Genomic DNA, 18,197 nt, shown 5'->3' on the forward strand with positions numbered 1-18,197 from the left:
TTCGAGCTGCGCCCGCGCCGCGTACACCGCGGCCGTGTAACCCGCGGGACCCGACCCGACGATGATCAGGTTCCTGATTTCCTCGGCAGCCACCCTGCCGCCGGGGTTCAGCTGCCCGTTCGCTTCGGCCATACGCCACTCTCCTCCATTGCCGGCCTTCTGGTGGCGTCAGTCGGCGGCCGGTTCTTACCGGCGGCTGACGCCGGCACGCCGGCTCCGTTCGACTCGCGGTGAAGGGACAGGTGGGTGCGCGGCCCACTGGTGCCCGCACCCACCCGTCCGTCCGTCAGGAGGCGGCGATCCCCTCGCCGCCGACGGCGTCCGGCACGGTGGTCGTGCCGACTGCCGTGAGGCTGCCGTCGGGGCCGATGCGGAAGGCGTCGACTTCTCCGGCCTTGCCGCCCTGCGCGTAGAGGAACTTGCCGTCACCGGACGCGGTGAGGTCGATCGTCCCCGCCGAAGCAGGTGTCTGGCCGATCAGGTCGAGCCGGCCGTGGCCTGCGTAGTAGGTCGTGATGGTCCCGCTGCCGGCGTTGGCTGCGTAGGCGTAGTCGCCCGCGGTGGTGATCCAGCAGGTCGCTTGCTGGCCGGTGGGCACCGGCTCGGAGAGCGTCGCCCGCCCGGCCCGGTCGAGGTGTCCGGCGGCGACCGCGTTCGGGCCGGCTTCGGTGAGCAGGACACGACCGTCGCGGCCGAAGGCGAAGCCGAACGGAACAGAGCCGGCACCCGTCGACGTGACCACCGCCTTGGCGGACAGTCCGAGCAGAGGGTTGACGGAGTACACCATGAGGCTGTCCCCGACGGCCTTGGTCGCCACCACGAGGTGCGATCCGTCGGGCGTGAACTCGACTTGGGCGGGGGTGTGCGTGAACTGCGGTGTGGCGGTCGGGTCGAGGCCGAGGGCACGGTGCTGGCCCGGCAACGCGATCAGGTGGCCGCCGAGGTTCCAGTAGCCCTGGAGCGACCCGCCGTCCAGCGCGTTGAGGACGTAAACCCGGTCGCCGTGGACGGTGACGCTCACCGGGAAACGGCCGCCGGAGCCGATGGTCTGGATGCGGGTCAAGTGACTACCGCGGACGGCGAACACCGTCACGGTGTCACTGCCGGCGTTCGTCGCGAGCAGGACTCGATTGCGCTTGTCGTAGACGAGCGAACCCTGTGAGGCCTGGTGGTCGACGACGGACCCGTCCAGCACTCCGCCGAGACCACCGGTCCGGTAGACGGCCGATTGCTTCAGAGTCCCGTCGGAGGACCGGTCGTAGGCGACGACGGCGTTGCCGGTCGGGCTGTCGGTCTGCGCGAACACCGCGCCGCCGTGCTCGCCGGCCGCGGACGCTTGCGGTGCGGCGATGGTGATGGTCGCCAGAACGGCGGCAGCCCCGAGCGCGGCGCGGGTGAGGAGATGTCTTGCCATTTCTTTGTCGGTTCCCTTTCTGTGGTCTCACCGTTCGAGGTGGGACGGCGAGTCGGTGGGGATTTGCCGGCTGGTCCCGGTCGCGTCGGTGCGCGGGTTGCGAGCACCGAGGCGTTGGGCCGCCGCTGGGGTGAACCGGCCGCCGAGAACGCTGGGGGCCAGGTACGCGGCCAGCACCAATCCGAGGACGAGCGGGCCGTGGGTGTGCAGCTGATCGTCGACCAGCGCGGGTGCGGAAGCTGGGTAGCAGGCCCCGGTCGCCCAGGTGGCCAGGAACACCGCTGCCGCAACGGGGAGCAGCCGCCTGACCCGGGCCGGCACGCGGACGCTGGGTCGCAGTGACCGCCAAGCGCCCGGCGTCGGAGGCACCGTGTCCGGGCCGGTCACCAGGGACACCACGGCGGATGCGAACGCCGGCCGGAGCGTCCGGCCCTGCCGGGCGACCTTGGTCGCCGGCGCCACGTTTCGCATCGAGCAATGTCCTTCTCTTGTCCTGAACCAGCCTGAAGTTGCTGCGAGCCCCGGGTTGTGTCGCTGCAACCGGTTCCGCACGCGGTTAGTGGTCGATCCGTCGCGCCGTCTTACCGGCGAGGTGGCGGTCTCTTTCCTCGACACCGAGCCCGAAGCGTGCGACTCGCTGAACGTCGGGCCGGCTGATCACCCTGCCCGGTGGCGGCCCCGGCGGAGCCGCCACGCCCGCTCCTCGGCGTGCAGCTTCTTGATCGCCCCGACGGTCTCCGGCGTGTCCTCGGGGCCGTGGGGTCCACGGACCGGCTGCGGCAGGCCGGCCCGGGCACGCAGCGCGTTTTGCTGTCGCTCGTACGCCCGCCACACAGCGTCCGCTTCGGCGTCGTCGCGCGGCCGCCGCCCGAGTCCGCGGATGCGTTCGGCGTTGTCGAAATCGCTGCTGCTGGGCGGCTTTCCGTCCGGCAGCAGGTCGGCAGGCATGATCATGGCCGGGCCGGGCCAGACCAGGGTCCGCTCGGTTTCGTCGAGGGGAAGGTCGCCGTCAGCGGGGATGCCGGCGTAATACGGCTCGGCCCACGGCGAGGCCGGCTCGGCGAGCGCCGCTGCGCGGTCGCGAGCGAGCCGCGCGATGAAGTACTCCGGGTCGTCCGGGTAGAAATTCCGTTCGGTGGTCTCCACCGGCATGGCTGGCTCCTCCTTGGCGGGCGCAGGTAATTGCCGAAAGCCAAGTGGGTTGTGACAACGGCGTTCGTCGTCTTCCGGGGTCAGGCGGAGACTTGCCCCGAACTTCACGCCCGGGTGCCCAACCGGGCAACGCGACGGCTCGCGCGCGCTGGTCCGCACCTCGGCCGCCGGCCTGAGCCACGGCCCGCGTTACGCCTGGATTGCCAGCGAGTAACGCCCCTTCCACCGTTGTGCACGTGCACAGTTTGGCGTCCGGTTAGCTGGTAGGTCATCCCTTGTTCGCCTGTGGTCCCGGTGGTGGACTCTTCGACCAAGCGCGGCAGCCGGGTGTGCACCGGGATGTGGCACGGAGCCGCTGAAGCAGCAGGTGAGCCGACGGAGGTAGCCATGACCGCGAGTTCTGACGGAGGCGCCGGGCGCAGGCCGGTGAAGGCGGCGCTGATCCCCCGAGGGGCGCAGGCCCGGAAGGAGGCCGCGGAGGACTACGCGTTGCGGAAGGTGCCGGCGCACTGGAAGCGGCCCGCGTTCAGTTTCGCGATGTCGCTGAGCGGGCTGACGTCCTCGGTGTTCTTCCTGGCGCTCGGCGGGCAGCTGACGCTGACCTTCGGGTTTCCGGCGGCGATGACCGCGTTCGCGGTGGGCACGGTGCTGGGCTGGCTCGGCTCGGCGGTGATCGCGAGGGTGACGGCGATGACCGGGCTGGACCTGGACCTCATCACCCGCGGCAGCGGGTTCGGCTTCCTCGGTTCGGCGGTCACGTCCCTGATCTACGCCGTGAACTGGATGATGTACGCGGCGATCGAAGCCGCCTACCTCGGCACCTCGCTGCACACCGAGTGGCCGGTGGTCCCGGCGCCCGTGTGGTTCCTGATCACCGCGTTCGTGTCGGTGCCGATCTGCTGGTACGGGTTCACGCAGAACGACTTCGTCCAGCGCTGGCTCGGGCCGATCTTCCTGGCGGGGCTGGCGTGGCTGGTGATCGCCGCGGTGAACGGCTCGCACTTGTCGCCCTCGTTCAGCAGTCCGGCGTTCACGGCGGCCGGGTTCTTCGGTGCGCTGGGTGCGTTGCTGCCCAACGTCGTCATCCAGATCCTCGGCACCGGTGACTTCTCGCGCTTCATCCGCAAGACCGAGGTGAAGCGGGCGATGATCGTGGGGCCGTTCGTGGTGATCGCCGCGGTGTACCTGATCTCGTTCCCGCTCGGCGCCGTGCTGGCGCTCTACACCGGCAGCGACAACCCCGGCAGCTACATCACCGGTGTGCTCGGCCTGTTCGGCGTGATCTGGGTGGCCGCGACGCAGCTGCGCATCAACAACATGAACTTCTACAGCGGCTCGCTCGCGCTGGCCAACTTCGCCTCGCGGATCCTGCACTGGGTGCCCGGCCGGCGGTTCTGGGTGGTGTTCGTCGGCGTGGTCGCCTTCGTCGGTGCCATGCTCCACGTCGAGGAGCACCTGGTGTCGGTCGTGTCGTTCATGGGCATCTTCTGCCTGGCCTGGCTGGGCGTGCTGATCGCCGACATCTGCGTCATCAAGCCGAAACTGCGGGTGCCGCCCGTGCACGTCGAACACCGGCGCGGTTATCTGGCCAACTGGGGCGTCCCGGCGCTGGCCAGCCTGCTGACGGGCGCGGTGCTCGGCGCGGGCCTGTCACTCGGCGCCGTGCCGAACGCCGTCGCGGGTTCGATCATCGGCGACGTGGTCGCGTTCGGGATCGGGTTCGCCGGCCCGATCGTGGTCGAACTGGTCGCCCGCAATCGGTTCCGCCGCCTGGCGCGCACCCCGGACCCGCAGTGGGTCGACGACTTCAGCCACACCGATGACGAACTGGAAGCGGCGGAGAACATGTTGCCGTGCGGCAAATGCGGTGAACACGTGATGCGCCAGGACATGGTGAGCTGCCCGGTCACCGACAGCCACGTGCTCTGCTCGGTGTGCTGCGCGGCGCACCGCACCTGCGGCGAGCGCTGCAAGACCGACGGCTTCACACCGTCCGATTCGGACATCCGGCGGCAGCTGGCGCTGGTGGCCGTGCGGCACGGAAAGGCGCCGGTGGAACCCGCATGACGGCCGAGGTGGTGTTCCGCTCGCTCGGCGATCTGGCGCTGTGCGTGGAGTTCGGCGACCGCATCGAGCTGGCGCTGAACTTCCGGGTGCTCGCGCTGGACCGGGCGCTGAAGGAGGCGGGGATCGACGGAGTGCGCGAGACCGTGCCGACGCACCGCTCGCTCGGTGTCGTCCACGACCCCGCCGTGATCCGGCGGAGTGATCTCGAACGCCTGCTCACCGAGCTGGTCGACGAGCTCGCCGAGCTCACGGAGTTCCCGTCCCGCCTGGTGACGATCCCGATCTGGTACGACGATCCGTGGTCGCAGGAGTGCGCCCGCGCCCACGGCGTGGGCAACAACATCGACTACCTCGCCGAGACCAACGGCATCAGCCGCGAAGAGGTGGTCTCGCGGCACGCCGGGGTGCTGCACTGGGTGTCGGCGGTCGGTTTCCAGCCGAGCACCTACCAGGCGGTCCCGCTGGGAGAGATGGCGCTGACCGGCCCGAAGTACGAGCGCCCGCGCAAGTGGACCGATCCCGGCGTCGTGTGCCTGGCCGGCACCATCACGTCCTACTACCCGGTGCGCAGCCCCGGCGGCTACCAGCTGCTGGGCCGCACCCCGGTGGATCTGTTCGATCCGTTGCGCCGCAACGCCGTCTTCGCCGACGGCCCGGTGCTGCCGCGGGTCGGCGACCGGCACCGGTACGTGGCGATCGACGGCGAGGAGTACGAGGCGATCCGCGAACAGGTCGTGACGGGCTCCTACGAATACCGGATCGAGGCGGGCGTGCACCGGTTGGCGGCGGCGGATGCGTGAGCGCAACGTGCTCGAAGTCCTGACGCCCGGGCTGCAGACGACCGTGCAGGACCTGGGCCGGCCCGGCTACCTCGCCGACGGCATCCCGCCCTCGGGTGCGTTCGACTCCGCGGCGCTGAAGCTGGCCAACCTCCTGGTGGGCAACGACGTCGGCGACCACGTGCTCGTGGGTGCCGATCCCGGTGCCGCCGGGCTGGAGATCCTGCTGGCCGGGCCCACCCTCCGGGCGCTGGGCAGCACGGTCATCGCGGTCACCGGCGCCGACCTGCAGCCGACGCTCAACGGCGAGCCGTTGCCGATGTGGACCTCTGTCCGGGTGCGCGCCGCCGACGTGATCGCCTTCGGTGGCATCCGCGAAGGGGCGCGCGCCTACCTCGCCGTCGCCGGTGGTCTCGCGGTGCCGCTCGTGCTCGGCAGCCGCGCCACCAACGTGCGCGCGGGGATCGGCGGGCTGGGCGGACGCGGACTGCAGGCCCGCGACGTGCTGGCCGCGCAAGAACCGGCGCGGCGCCCCGAACAGCTTGCGGGGCGGCGGATCCGGCCGGAGCTCGTTCCCACCTACCGCACGCCGGCGCGGCTGCGGGTCGTGCTGGGACCGCAGGACCACCTGTTCACCCCGGAGAGCGTGGCGACCTTCCTCGGCACCGACTGGCGGCTGTCCTCGACGTCCGACCGGATGGGCTGTCGCTTCGTCGGGCCCGCGCTGCACTTCCTGCCCCGCCCGGAACACCTGGTGGCGCAGGCCGGAGCCGACCCGTCGAACATCGTGGACGACGCGATCTGCATCGGCTCCATCCAGGTGCCCAGCGGCCTGGAACCCATCGCGATGGGCGTCGACGGCCCGAGCCTCGGCGGCTACGCCAAGATCGCGACGGTGATCAGCCCCGATCTCGGCGTGCTCGCGCAGCTGAGACCCCACGACGTGACCAGGTTTCACGCCGTCGGCCCCGGCGAAGCCCATGAAGCCCATCTCGCGGCCCGCAAGGTGGGCTCGTCCGAGTTCCTGGAGGAGCGATGACCTGGCAGATCAACATCAACTCCGACATGGGTGAGGGATTCGGCCGCTGGCAGCTCGGTCCCGACGAGGAGCTGATCCCCCTGGTGCCCACCGTGAACATCGCGTGCGGGTTCCACGCCGGCGATCCGCGCATCATGCACCGGGTCACGAAGGCCGCCCTGGCCGCCGGAGCCGACGTCGGCGCGCACGTGGCGCTGCCCGATCTGCGGGGCTTCGGGCGCCGCCCGCTCGACATCGCGCCCGAAGACCTGCTCGACGACACGCTCTACCAGATCGGCGCGCTGGACGCGTTCGTCCGCGCCGAGGGCGGCACCCTGCGGCACGTGAAACCGCACGGCTCGCTGTACGCGATGTGCGGGCGGCGGGAGGACTACGCCCGTGCTCTCCTGGAGGCGGTCGCCCGGTACGACCGGAACCTGATCGTCATCGCCGGGCAGGGGTGGCCCGCGCGGCTCGCCGCCGAGCACGGGCTGACCGTCTGGCACGAGGGGTACATCGATCTGGACTACCAGCCGGACGGGTTTCCCCGCGTGGAACCGAGGAAGCAGCCGGGTGATCCCGCCGACGTCGCCCGGCGGGCGGTGGCGATCGTCAAGGAGCGCGCCGCGACCGCGCTCGACGGGTCGCGGATCGAGGTGGACACCCCCACCGTGTGCCTGCACGGCGACATGCCCAACGTGCTGGAGGTCGCGGCCACGCTGCGCAAGCGCCTCGCCGACGAGGACATCGAGGTCGTCGACCTCGCGACGGCCGTCGCGGCACGGTGCTGATGCACAATCCCGCCCGCGCGCTCCGCCGCCCCGGCACATTGTCCCGCCACCTCCCCCAGGATTGACTCGAAGACGTGAACCCTTCCCAGATCCAGGACTTGTTGAGAGAGCACTACGGGCTCGAAGCGATCCAGCAGGAGGTGCTCGGCGGCGAGATCGACCAGAACGTCCGCGTCTCGACCGCCGACGGTGGCCAGTACTTGCTCAAGGCCACGTTGGGGTCCACAGAGGACGTGGCGCTGCGCTGGCAGAACGACGTGCTCGGGCACCTCGCCGACCGGGTGCCCGACCTGCCCGTGTCGAGGCTGATCCCCGCCCGCTCGGGCGACCCGCTGGTCGGCGTCGGCCCCCACGTCGTCCGGTTGCTGGCCTGGCTGCCCGGCACGATGTTCGCGGAGATGCCGCACCACCCGCTCTCCCTGCTCACCGAACTCGGCGCGGCGGCCGGGCGGATCACGTGGGCTCTCGCGGACCTGCCGGTGCGCGACGGTGTGCCCTCACACCACTGGGACGTCCGCAAAGCGAGGACGGCCGCGGAGGCCGGGCTCGGCTTCGTCGAAGACGAGGGCGACCGGCGCACCGCGGAGCGGGTGCTGGCTTGGTTCGACCGGTGCGAACCCGCGTTCACCGAGCTGCCGCTGGGTGTCGTGCACCACGACCTGAACGACTTCAACGTTCTTGCTGAACACGACTCCGAGGGAACGCCCCACCTCAGCGGTGTGCTCGACGTGGGCGACGCTCTGTTCACCATCCGCGTCGCGGAAGTGGCCGTCGCGGCCGCTTACGCGATGCTGCGCAAGGAGGATCCGCTCGCCGCGGCGACCGCGGTCGTGGCGGGGTTCCACTCGGTGGTGCCGCTGACCGAACGCGAACTCGCGGTGATCTTCCCGCTCGCGGCGGCCCGGCTGTGCGTCAACGCCACCACGTGGACCCGTCGCACGGCGACAGCCGGCGGCACGTACGGCCGCGCACGGATGCGGCACACCTGGCCGGCGCTCACGCGGATCGCCGAAATCCACCCGGCGCTGGCCGAAGCCGCGTTCCGGGCCGCGTGCGGGTTCGAGCCGCCTGCGGCACCGGCGCCGGTGGCGAAGCAGACCGTCCTTTCCGGACCGTTCGCGGAGATCGATCTGTCACCCGGCAGCGATCTGGTCGACGACCTCGACTGGACGGACCCGGCGGCCCTGGCCGGCGCGATCGGCGAGAAGCGTGGTGCGAAGACCGGGTTCGCCCGGCACTTGGCCGCGTCGTTGCCCGCGGCCCGGCAGCGCTCCGGCATGACCGCCACGGTCCGCCTCGGCGTCACCCTGTTCACCGATCACGAGCAGCTGCACGCTCCGCTCGACGCGGACGTCGAACGGGCCGGTGAGCCGATGGTGTTGCGCCATCAGGATTTCCGGACCTGCTGGTGGGGTGTGCGCCCCCTTGCGGCCGAGGGCGAGCACCTCGACGCCGGCGCCGCTTTCGCCACGGCGGGCGCGGAGGTCCAGGTGCAGGTGGTCCAGTCCGCCGAGCCGGCCGCCGAACCGCCACCGCGGTACGTCCGGGCCCAGGACGTGCCGCTGTGGCGCGCCCTGTCCCCCGATCCCGCACCGCTGCTGGGCATCGCGACCGGGGCACCGTCCCCGATGGACGTCCAAGACGTGGTCTCGCTGCGGGAACGGCGGTTCGGCCGCTCCCAGCGCGCCTACTACCGGCGGCCGATGAACCTGGTCCGCGGCCGCGGCGTGTGGCTCTACGACGAAGACGGCTTCGGTTACCTCGACGCGATCAACAACGTCACGCACGTCGGCCACGCGGAGCCACGGGTCTCGGCGGCCGCGCTGCGGCAGATGCGCAAGCTCAACACGAACAGCCGGTTCGTCTACGAAGGAATCGCGTCCTACGCCGAACGGCTGTGCTCAACGCTGCCGGCGCCGCTGGAGGTCGCGTTCCTCGTCTGCACCGGCAGTGAAGCCAACGACCTCGCGCTGCGCATCGCCCGCCAGGTGACCGGCCGCACCGACGTGCTCGTCATCGACGGCGCCTACCACGGCAACACCACCGCGGTCACCGGCATCAGCCCGAACCGGTACAAGGGGCCGGGCGGTGCGGGAGCGCCGCCCACCACGCACGAGGTCATGCGCCCCGATCGCTACCGGGGGCCCTACGGGTACGCCGACCCGGACGCGGGCACCCGCTACGCCGCGGACGTCACCGCGACGGTCGAAAGGCTGGTGGCGCGAGGCCGGCCGCCCGCCGCGTTCATCGCGGAATCCCTGATGGGCACGGCGGGCAACATCATCCTGCCCGACGGGTACCTGCGGCAGTCCTTCGAAGCGGTGCGCGCGGCCGGCGGGCTGTGCATCTCCGACGAGGTGCAGGTCGGCGTCGGCCGGCTCGGGAACGCGTTCTGGGGTTTCCAGCCACAGGGGGTGGTGCCCGACATCGTCACGATGGGCAAGCCGCTGGGCAACGGCCACCCGATCGCGGCGGTCGTCACCACCCGCGATATCGCCGACGCGTTCGACACCGGAATGAAGTACTTCAACACCTTCGGCGGCAACCCGGTCTCCTGCGCGATCGGGGAAACCGTGCTCGACATCGTGCAGGGTGACGGGTTGCAGGAGCACGCGGCCGAAACCGGCGCGTACTTCCTCGCCGCGCTGCAGGAACTCCAGCAGCGGCACGAGCTGGTCGGCGACGTCCGCGGGCAGGGGCTCTACCTGGGTGTCGAACTCGTGCGGGACGGCGGGGAGCCGGCCGCGGCAGAAGCGTACGCGGTGGCCGAGGCCATGAAGGACCGCGGCGTGATCGTCTACCCGAACGGGGTCCTGGACAACGTGCTCAAGCTCAAGCCCCCCATGGTGTTCGGCCGCGAGCACGCCGATCTGTTCACGGAGACCCTGGACGCGGTGCTGGCCACTCTCCGGTGAGCTCGCCGCCGGACGGGCCACGCAGCCACTCCATCGCGAGCGTGAGGGTCGCCAGGTCGCGTGGCCGGGAGAGCCGGAGCCCGGTGACGCGCTCGACGGCCTGCAGGCGGTTGCGAACGGTGTTGCGGTGCCGGTAGATCTTCGACGCGACCTCCAGCACCGACCCGTCGCTGTCGAGGTAGGTCGCCAGGGTCTCGAGGGTCACGGCCCGCTCGTGCTCGGGCAGCGCCAGCAGCCCGGCGAGCAGCTTGCGGGCGAGCGCGGCGCCCAGTTCGTCGTCGGCGTTGGCCATCGTCGCCAGCCAGCACGAGTCCAGCAGCCGCAAACCGGGGCCGGTCGCGGCCCGGATGACGGCGCGGGCGAGCCGGATCCCTTGCGGGACACCGGCGAGCCCGTCGGCGACGAACCCGCCGCACCGCCAGTCGTCGAGGCTGCGTAGCGCGGCGAGCACGTCCGCCGTGCCGCGATCGCCGAGTGCGGCCAGCACGCACAGCTCGTCCGGCCGCCACGCCTGGTAGTGCGGCAGCGCGAGCGACCGCAGCCGCGTCGCCGCGATCCGGCTGGCCTCGTGCCGGTGCGGCACGTCTTCGGCGACCACGACCAGAACCTGGCCGTCGGCGGGAAGGTCCAGCCGGCGCGACGCCTCGCGCACCGCGGCGGGGTCACCCTCGCCGGGCCCGATGAGGTGCTCGAAGGCGGCGTGGCGCAGCTCGTCGAGGTGCAGCGCCATGTCGTGTTCAGTGCTGCGGTAGGCGTCCACCATTTCCGCGGTGTTGTTCTCCACGGCCTCCCACAGCAGAACCGAGCTCTCCACAAAGGACTCGTTCGCGGCGAGGCCCCGGCTGCGGCCCTCGTCGATGATCGCTTCCCAGAGGATCCGCAGATCGATGCGGAAGGCGTGCAGCAACGCGGGCAACGGCAGCCGCTGGCGCGCCCGGACCCGCCCCGCCTCGGCGGCCGCGTCCGCGATCGCCGGCGGAATGGGCCGGCCGGCGGCCCGGGTGAGCGCCAGCGCCAGCGTCCGGCGCATCATGTTGATCAGATCCGCGCGGCTGACTTCCGACGTCGCGTACTCCGGCTCGTCGGCGCGCAGCCGGTCCACCGCCCGGTGGACGAGCTCGTCCAGACGAGTGTCCAGCACCCGCCCCGCGACCAGCCGGATCGCCTCCTGAGGATCGAGCTCCGAGGCCGGCATGCACACGTCCTTTCCGCGATCACCCACCACGTCCCGCTTCGCAGTGTGCATCCCCTCCACGGACACCACCGAGCCAAGGCGGAGCGCACTGTTTACCCGTCGAACCGAGAGCACTACCCTACGTCGAGATCATGCCGCCGAGCTGCGAGGAAAACCATGTCGGACGCCATGTACACCGCTCCGAGTTCAGTCCCGGTCGGAGTGGATCCGAGCCGCGCGAGCATCGCGCGCGTCTACGACGCCGCCTTGGGTGGCAAGGACAACTACGAGATCGACCGGCAGGTCCTCGCGCAGGTCGCCCGCGTGGCCCCCGAGGTCAACGACCTCGCCTGGAGCAACCGCAACTTCCTGACCCGCGCCTGCCGCTTCCTCGCCGACCAGGGCGGCATCAGGCAGTTCCTCGACTGCGGCTCCGGCCTGCCGACCGCCGAGAACACCCACCAGATCGTCCAGCGCGTCGATCCCGAAACCGAAGTCGTCTACATCGACAACGACCCCGTCGTGATCAGCCACGGACGGGCTCTTCTCGAGGAGAACGACCACACCCACTTCGCCGGCGCCGACATCTTCAGCCCCGGCGACGTCCTCACCAACGACGTCGTGCGGACGTACCTCGACTTCACCAAGCCGATCGCTCTGCTCCAGATCGGCACCCTCCACCACTACACGGCCGACAACGGCGCCGACCTGATGGCCGAGTACATCGACGCCCTGCCCTCCGGCAGCTTCGTGGCGATCGCGCACTTCTTCAACCCCGAGACACCCGAACTCGGTGAACTGGCGCGCAGGATGGAAGAGCTCTTCATCCACAGCCCGATGGGCAGCGGGCGCTTCCGCACCGCCACCGAGATCAAGGCGTTCCTCCCCGGCCTCGACCTGATCCCGGCCCACCCGGGCACGACCGGCGACCTCGAACTCTGCGACCTGTGGTGGCCGGACGGCCCCAGGCTTCGCCCGCTGAACGACGTCGAGAAGTGCATCGTCGGAGTCGTCGGCCGGAAGCCCTGACGGCTGGGGTGGCCGGTGGCGCGGGTCGCGGACATCCTCGCGCTCGGCACGCGCCCGGCTCTTTCACGTCGTCCGGGCCCGGGCCTGAGGGAAGCAGGTCACCCTCGGCGTGTCCCACGAACTGTCCATTGTGGCCGTCCAGCACGTTTGGTCTGGACCGTTGGCAAGGCGTTACCGAGTCGCGGTAACGACGGGCCGATGGTGGTCGATCCAGTGATCGACATCGTCCGAGACGGCTCGAAGGACTGCACAGTGACCGAGGAACCGCCGGTGCTCGTTGAGGTACCTGTAGTTGCGACACCGCCGCGCCGTTCGCGCTCGTTTTCGCTGGTGGTTGCCGCCGCGATAGGCCTGGGCGTCGGTGCGGCGGGAGTCGGTGTGCCGTGGTTCCTGGCCGCCCACGACGCGGGAGTCGTCAGCGGTTTGCCGCTCAGCGCGCCCGACACGCTCGGGGGCGTCGACCGGGCCGATGTCTCCCCGATCAAGTTCAAGGACGACTTCGCCCACCGCCAGTACGCCCAGCGCAACGCCACCAACGACCGCGAGAACGGCACCCGCATCTCCGCCGCGTACGACGGGGCGCCGGCGGTGGTGCAGACGTACACCGCAGTGGACTTCGCGCACTCGTTCCAGCTCACGGCCGTGCGGGCGCACTCGCCCGGGCTCGCGATCCCCTACGAGGAGAAGGACAACGGCCCCGCCGCGCCCACCAACGAACTCCGGCGAGTCGGCGACGTGTCCTGCGTGCTCCACAACGACCTGACGCCGCTGGACCACGAACTCACGCCCGACAAGACGTCGGTCGTCGTGTGCCAGCGGACTGATGCCGGCCTGACCATCCAGCTCAAGCCGCTCGGCGACGACACCAAGGAGCACAGCGACCCGGGCGTCTGCGCGGTGATGATCGACGAAGCGTGGACGAAGCTCCGTTGACCCGGCTCGGTTCCCGGCATGCCGAACCGGGCGGAAACGAGGAGTGGAGAGTCCATACCAGACCTCCTACCATTGGCGGCATGCCCATCAAACCGGGAACGCTGACCGCCAAGGGGCGGGAGACCCGACAGCGGATCGTGGCCGCGGCGGCGCAGGTGATGTTCGAGAACGGGGTGTCCAGCACCACCGTCGAGGATGTCCGCGCGCGGGCCGGCGTGAGCAATTCGCAGGTGTACCACTACTTCGCCGACAAGACGGCGCTGGTGCGCGCCGTGATCGAGCACCAGACGGACGCGGTCATCGAGCCGCAGGAGGAGCTGTTCGCGCGGCTGGACACGATGGAGGGGTTGCGTGAGTGGCGCAACCTCGTGGTCGCCCGGCAGCGGGAGCTGAACTGCCGCGGCGGGTGCCCCATCGCCGCGTTGACCACGCAGTTCGCGGAGCACGACGAGGCGGCGCGGCTGCAGCTCGCCCACAGCTTCGCGCGCTGGTCGGCCGGCCTCCGGTCCGGGCTGACGCAGATGCACGCCAACGGCGCGTTGCGGGCCGAAGCCGACCCGGAGGCGTTGGCGTTGTCGCTGCTGGCGTCGTTGCAGGGTGGGTTGTTGATGACCCAGCTCAACCGCGACACCGGGCCGCTCGAGGTGGCGCTCGACACGACGCTCGCGTACATCGAGTCGCAGACCGTCGAGTAGCCGTTCCGGCGCCGCTGAGGACTGGCATTGCGATGCCAATTCTCGATCGCAACTCTGGACCGCAGACCCGTTCACGGACCAGGGAGAAGGCCGATGTCCACCACCCCGATCGCCGATCAGGCCGCCGTTCTGCAAGCGAACCTGGCCGAACGAGTACCGCCGGCGGTGCTCGCGCAGTTCACCGAGGAAGTGCAGCAACTCGCGACTGCCGGAGTACCCGCCGGCGTGGCGCAACCGGGCGCCCGGTTGCCGGAAGGCGACCTCCTCGACGCCCACGGCGAACCGACAACCCTGTACGCCGCTCTGGCCGGCAAGCCCGCCGTCGTCGTCTTCTACCGCGGCGCGTGGTGCCCGTACTGCAACCTGGCGCTGCGCACCTACCAGGCCGAGCTGGTCGAGCCACTCGCGCGGCGAAGCGCCACGCTCGTCGCGATCAGCCCGCAGAAGCCCGACGGCTCGCTGACGATGCAGCAGACCCACGAACTCACGTTCACGGTGCTCTCGGACCCGGGCAACAAGATCGCCGGGCGCCTCGGCATCCTCACCGAGCCGACCGACGGTGCCAAGGCGAGCCAAGCGGCGCTCGGACTCGATGTCGCCGCCGCGAACGCCGACGACACGGCCGTGATCCCGATGCCCACCACGGTCATCGTGGACACCGGGGGAACGATCCGCTGGATCGACGTCCACCCCGATTACGTCAAACGAAGCGAACCGGCCCAGATCCTGGCGGCCTTCGATGCCGCGCTCTGACGGAGGAACCACCCGATGAAGGATGTGCGCACCCGGTACGGCCGGTACGCCGTGGTGACCGGCGCCTCCGCCGGGATCGGAGCCGAGTTCGCGGCCCAGCTGGCCGCGAGCGGGTTCGATCTGGCGTTGGTCGCGCGACGCAAGGACAAGCTCGAAGCACTCGCCGAACAGGTGCGGGAAGAACACGGCACCACAACGGAAGTCATCGAACTCGACCTCGGCCGCGAAGGAGCCGTGACCGAGCTCCTGCGACGCACCGCCCACCTCGACGTGGGGCTCGTCGTGGCCAGCGCGGGGATCGCGACCGCGGGTCCGTTCCTCGACACCCCGCTCGCCGACGAGTCGGCGCTGCTCGACCTCAACCTCTCGGTGCCGATGCGGCTCTCGCACGAATACGGCCGGCAGTTCAGGACGAAGGGCCGCGGAGGGCTCGTGCTGGTGTCCTCCGCGGTCGCGTTCGCCGCGATTCCTTACCTGGCCAACTACTCGGCCGCCAAGGCCTACCTCGCGAACTTCGGCCAGGCCCTGCGGCACGAACTCAAGCCGGCGGGTGTCGACGTCCTGGTCCTCGCCCCGGGCCCGACCGCGACCGAGGGGTTCGCCGGCGCCGAAGGCATCGATTTCGCGAAGCTGCCGATGCCGGCGATGTCCGCGCGCCGCGTCGTCCGCGCCGCGCTGCGCGCGCTGGGTCGCAAACCACTCGTGATTCCCGGATTTCCCAACCGGGTCAACGACTTCCTCGGCAAGCACGTGACCCCACGCCGGATCCAGACCGCGATGTACGGAACGCTCGTGCGGCGCGCTCTAAGAACGAAGGGGCCGTCGGCCCGAACGGCAGGCGACTGACCCGTCGGTGCCCGAGTGGCAGACTCACGGCCACCCGGGCACCGCCGGTCGCACCGAGGACCCGGGCACGTCCCTCCTCCACCGGGAACCTGCCGAGTCACACCCGGTCGCTCGGTTCACCGAGCAGTTCCGGGATGACGTTCTCGTCGTAGCGGTGCAAGGCGAGCGCCCGCGCGTAGCGTTGCGCGATCCGCGTCATCGCCGGCTCGTTCGGTGCCTCGGTCACGCCGAACACGGTTCCGCGGTAGTTGAGCGGTTCCATCACCTCGGCGATGCGTTCCCACTGCTGCGGCGGGATCAGCTGGACCGGGTCACCGCCGGCGAACCAGCCGATCGGCACCACGGTTTCCGGCGGCACCACGGTGTTCACGTGCACCACCGCGCCGAACTCGACGTCGGCGCCGGAACCGATGTGGGCGCCGTTGTAGATCATCGCGCCGGTGGCGACCCGGGCGTTGCTGTCGATGACGCAGCCGCTGAGGTGGGCGTGCGGCCCCACCAGGACGTGATCGCCGAGACGGACCGGGTGGCGCCGGGAGCCCCGCAGCACCGTGTGCTCCATGAGCACGCAGTGCGCGCCGACCTCGACCGGGCCGCCCTCCGCGGTGAGCACGGCGCCGAAGAGGACGCGGCTGTGCGGGCCGACGGTCACCTCCCCACACAGCACGGCCGTCGGGGCGATATAAACGGACTTGTCGACCCGCGGGTGCCGGTGCTGGTGCTCGATGAAGACCGCGCCGCGGCCCACCGGGTGCAGGTAGTCCTCGGGAAAGGTCATCGCGGCCTCCGATCGGTGGGGAAGATCGGCACCGGCCGCCGCGGCGCTGCCGCGCCGGGTCCGCGCCACAGGACGACGCTACGCCCGGCCTTCAGCCGAGCCGGGTCCGCGCCGGTCGGCAGTTTTTCACCAGCCCGGACCGATTCCCCTCACACGTCGTAGTACAGCGCGAATTCGAACGGGTGCGGGCGCAGCCGCATCGGGTCGATCTCGTGCTCCCGCTTGAAGTCGATCCAGGTTTCGATCACGTCCGGGGTGAACACGCCACCCTTGAGGAGGAACTCGTGGTCGGTTTCCAACCGGTCGATCACCGCGTCCAGCGATCCCGGAACCTGGGCGACACCACGTGCTTCCTCGGGTGGGAGTTCGTAGAGGTCCTTGTCGATCGGCGCCGCCGGCTCGGTCTTGTTGCGGATCCCGTCGAGCCCGGCCATCACCATCGCGGCGAACGCGAGGTACGGGTTGCCGGAGGAGTCGGGGCAGCGGAACTCGATGCGCTTGGCCTTGGGGCTGCTGCCGGTGATGGGGATGCGCACGCAGGCGGAGCGGTTGCGCTGGGAGTACACGAGGTTGATCGGTGCCTCGTAGCCGGGGACCAGGCGGTGGTAGGAGTTCACCGTCGGGTTGGTGAAGGCCAGCAGGCTCGGCGCGTGGTGCAGGATGCCGCCGACGTAGTGGCGCCCGATGTCGGACAATCCGCCGTAACCGGTTTCGTCGTAGAACAGGGGCCCGTTCTCGTCCCACAGGGATTGGTGGCAGTGCATGCCGGAACCGTTGTCACCGAAGAGCGGTTTGGGCATGAAGGTGACGGATTTGCCGGCCGCCCAGCCGGTGTTCTTCACGATGTACTTGAACAGCTGCAGGTCGTCGGCGGCGTGCAGGAGGGTGTTGAACTTGTAGTTGATCTCGGCCTGGCCGCCGCTGCCGACCTCGTGGTGGGCCTTCTCGACCTCGATCCCGACCTCGGCCAGGTTGTGCACCATGCGGTCGCGCAGGTCGGCGAAGTGGTCGAGCGGCGGAACGGGGAAGTAACCGCCCTTGTACGGAGTTTTGTAGCCCTGGTTGCCGCCGGCTTCGTCGGCGCCGGTGTTCCACCAGCCCTCGATCGAATCGACCTCGTGAAAAGCGCCGTTCTCCGCAAAATCGAACCGGACGGAGTCGAAGATGTAGAACTCGGCCTCCGGCCCGAAGAACGCCCGGTCCGCGATGCTGGACTCGGCGATGTACTGCTCGGCTTTGCGGGCGATGTTGCGCGGGTCGCGGCTGTACGCCTCGTGCGTGAACGGGTCGTGCACGAAGAAGTTCATGGCGAGGGTCTTCTGGGCGCGGAACGGGTCGACGCGGGCGGTGACCGGATCGGGCAGCAGCAGCATGTCCGACTCGTGAATGGATTGGAACCCGCGGACCGAGGAGCCGTCGAAGGCGAGCCCTTCGGTGAAGGCATCCGCTTCGAAGGAGACGGCCGGAACGGTGAAGTGCTGCATGATGCCGGGCAGGTCGCAGAACTGGACGTCGATGAACCGGACGTCCTCATCGGCGACGAAGCGCAGGATCTCGTCGGCGTTGGTGAACATGTTCTCCTGTCTCCTTCGCTGGTTCGATGACGGCTCGCGGCGAGCTCAGGACAGCGGCGAGCGGGCTCGGGCCGCGGATGCCGAGCAAAATGGCACCGGCGAGGAGGCCGACGCAGGACAGTGAGTTTACCCTTTTTGCCGGGCAGCACTAGAAAATGCGCAGCGGCCGAACCACACGCTGAAACCGGCGCAGATAACCGACCTCGATCCGCGAACGAGCGGCAAATCTCCAACCGTCCGGCTCACCGGCGGCGCGGGCCCGCGGCTCGTGGCCCCGCG

The 18,197-nt window shown here is 70.2% G+C and carries 16 protein-coding genes; 10 read left to right on the forward strand and 6 right to left on the reverse strand.

Features of this window, described 5'->3' with window-relative positions:
* Positions 1-286 precede the first annotated feature (286 nt).
* From ACIA77_RS43680 to ACIA77_RS43690, 3 genes are all read right to left on the reverse strand, one after another.
* Positions 287-1,414 (reverse strand): lactonase family protein, encoded by a 1,128-nt coding sequence (locus ACIA77_RS43680; protein ID WP_395892061.1) that lies wholly within the window; start codon positions 1,412-1,414, stop codon positions 287-289.
* Positions 1,415-1,441: 27 nt separating this feature from the next.
* Positions 1,442-1,885 (reverse strand): hypothetical protein, encoded by a 444-nt coding sequence (locus ACIA77_RS43685; protein WP_395892062.1) that lies wholly within the window; start codon positions 1,883-1,885, stop codon positions 1,442-1,444.
* Positions 1,886-2,071: 186 nt separating this feature from the next.
* Positions 2,072-2,566, reverse strand: a complete 495-nt coding sequence (locus ACIA77_RS43690; protein ID WP_395892063.1) for a hypothetical protein — start codon at positions 2,564-2,566, stop codon at positions 2,072-2,074.
* Between the two features lie 387 nt (positions 2,567-2,953).
* Here ACIA77_RS43690 and ACIA77_RS43695 point away from each other — a divergent pair, with 387 nt between their 5' ends.
* The 5 genes from ACIA77_RS43695 (at position 2,954) to ACIA77_RS43715 (ending at position 10,136) form a co-directional block, all read left to right on the forward strand.
* Positions 2,954-4,633 carry a purine-cytosine permease family protein gene (locus ACIA77_RS43695; RefSeq protein WP_395892064.1) on the forward strand — a complete coding sequence of 560 codons (1,680 nt, stop codon included), beginning with the start codon at positions 2,954-2,956 and terminating at the stop codon, positions 4,631-4,633.
* Positions 4,630-5,433: an allophanate hydrolase subunit 1 gene (locus ACIA77_RS43700; RefSeq protein WP_395892065.1), complete on the forward strand. Its 804-nt coding sequence runs from the start codon at positions 4,630-4,632 to the stop codon at positions 5,431-5,433. Before ACIA77_RS43695 ends, ACIA77_RS43700 begins: the two co-directional genes overlap by 4 nt.
* The gene (locus tag ACIA77_RS43705) at positions 5,426-6,451 is read left to right on the forward strand and encodes a biotin-dependent carboxyltransferase family protein (RefSeq protein ID WP_395892066.1); all 1,026 of its coding nucleotides are present in this window, start codon (positions 5,426-5,428) and stop codon (positions 6,449-6,451) included. The genes ACIA77_RS43700 and ACIA77_RS43705 overlap by 8 nt, the downstream gene beginning before the upstream one ends.
* A complete protein-coding gene (locus ACIA77_RS43710) occupies positions 6,448-7,221 on the forward strand; it encodes a LamB/YcsF family protein (RefSeq protein ID WP_395892067.1) in 774 nt (257 codons plus the stop codon). The genes ACIA77_RS43705 and ACIA77_RS43710 overlap by 4 nt, the downstream gene beginning before the upstream one ends.
* A gap of 74 nt (positions 7,222-7,295) precedes the next feature.
* Positions 7,296-10,136 carry an aminotransferase class III-fold pyridoxal phosphate-dependent enzyme gene (locus ACIA77_RS43715; protein ID WP_395892068.1) on the forward strand — a complete coding sequence of 947 codons (2,841 nt, stop codon included), beginning with the start codon at positions 7,296-7,298 and terminating at the stop codon, positions 10,134-10,136.
* On the opposite strand, the gene ACIA77_RS43720 is transcribed toward ACIA77_RS43715, so the two are convergent.
* A complete protein-coding gene (locus ACIA77_RS43720) occupies positions 10,096-11,331 on the reverse strand; it encodes a PucR family transcriptional regulator (RefSeq protein ID WP_395892069.1) in 1,236 nt (411 codons plus the stop codon). The two genes, ACIA77_RS43715 and ACIA77_RS43720, sit on opposite strands and share 41 nt — an antisense overlap.
* A 156-nt stretch (positions 11,332-11,487) precedes the next feature.
* Between ACIA77_RS43720 and ACIA77_RS43725 the strand changes: the two genes are divergently transcribed.
* The 5 genes from ACIA77_RS43725 (at position 11,488) to ACIA77_RS43745 (ending at position 15,566) form a co-directional block, all read left to right on the forward strand.
* Entirely contained in the window at positions 11,488-12,339 is an 852-nt protein-coding gene (locus ACIA77_RS43725; protein ID WP_395892070.1) for an SAM-dependent methyltransferase, read from the forward strand.
* A gap of 198 nt (positions 12,340-12,537) precedes the next feature.
* Positions 12,538-13,272, forward strand: a complete 735-nt coding sequence (locus ACIA77_RS43730; protein WP_395892071.1) for a hypothetical protein — start codon at positions 12,538-12,540, stop codon at positions 13,270-13,272.
* An 80-nt stretch (positions 13,273-13,352) separates the two neighbouring features.
* Complete coding sequence (locus ACIA77_RS43735) at positions 13,353-13,967, forward strand: TetR family transcriptional regulator C-terminal domain-containing protein (RefSeq protein WP_395892072.1); 615 nt, start codon at positions 13,353-13,355, stop codon at positions 13,965-13,967.
* A 93-nt stretch (positions 13,968-14,060) separates the two neighbouring features.
* On the forward strand, positions 14,061-14,720 hold the full coding sequence (locus tag ACIA77_RS43740) for a peroxiredoxin-like family protein (protein ID WP_395892073.1): 660 nt from the start codon (positions 14,061-14,063) through the stop codon (positions 14,718-14,720).
* 15 nt (positions 14,721-14,735) lie between these two features.
* Complete coding sequence (locus ACIA77_RS43745) at positions 14,736-15,566, forward strand: SDR family NAD(P)-dependent oxidoreductase (protein ID WP_395892074.1); 831 nt, start codon at positions 14,736-14,738, stop codon at positions 15,564-15,566.
* Positions 15,567-15,663: 97 nt separating this feature from the next.
* Here the strand turns inward: ACIA77_RS43745 and ACIA77_RS43750 are convergent, their stop codons facing one another.
* Together ACIA77_RS43750 and glnA are read right to left on the reverse strand one after the other, a co-directional pair.
* Entirely contained in the window at positions 15,664-16,344 is a 681-nt protein-coding gene (locus ACIA77_RS43750; RefSeq protein WP_395892075.1) for a gamma carbonic anhydrase family protein, read from the reverse strand.
* 149 nt (positions 16,345-16,493) lie between these two features.
* The gene (gene glnA / locus ACIA77_RS43755; protein ID WP_395892076.1) at positions 16,494-17,918 is read right to left on the reverse strand and encodes a type I glutamate--ammonia ligase; all 1,425 of its coding nucleotides are present in this window, start codon (positions 17,916-17,918) and stop codon (positions 16,494-16,496) included.
* Positions 17,919-18,197 lie beyond the last annotated feature (279 nt).

It is taken from the genome of Amycolatopsis sp. NPDC051903 (assembly GCF_044452505.1).
Taxonomy (GTDB): Bacteria; Actinomycetota; Actinomycetes; order Mycobacteriales; family Pseudonocardiaceae; genus Amycolatopsis.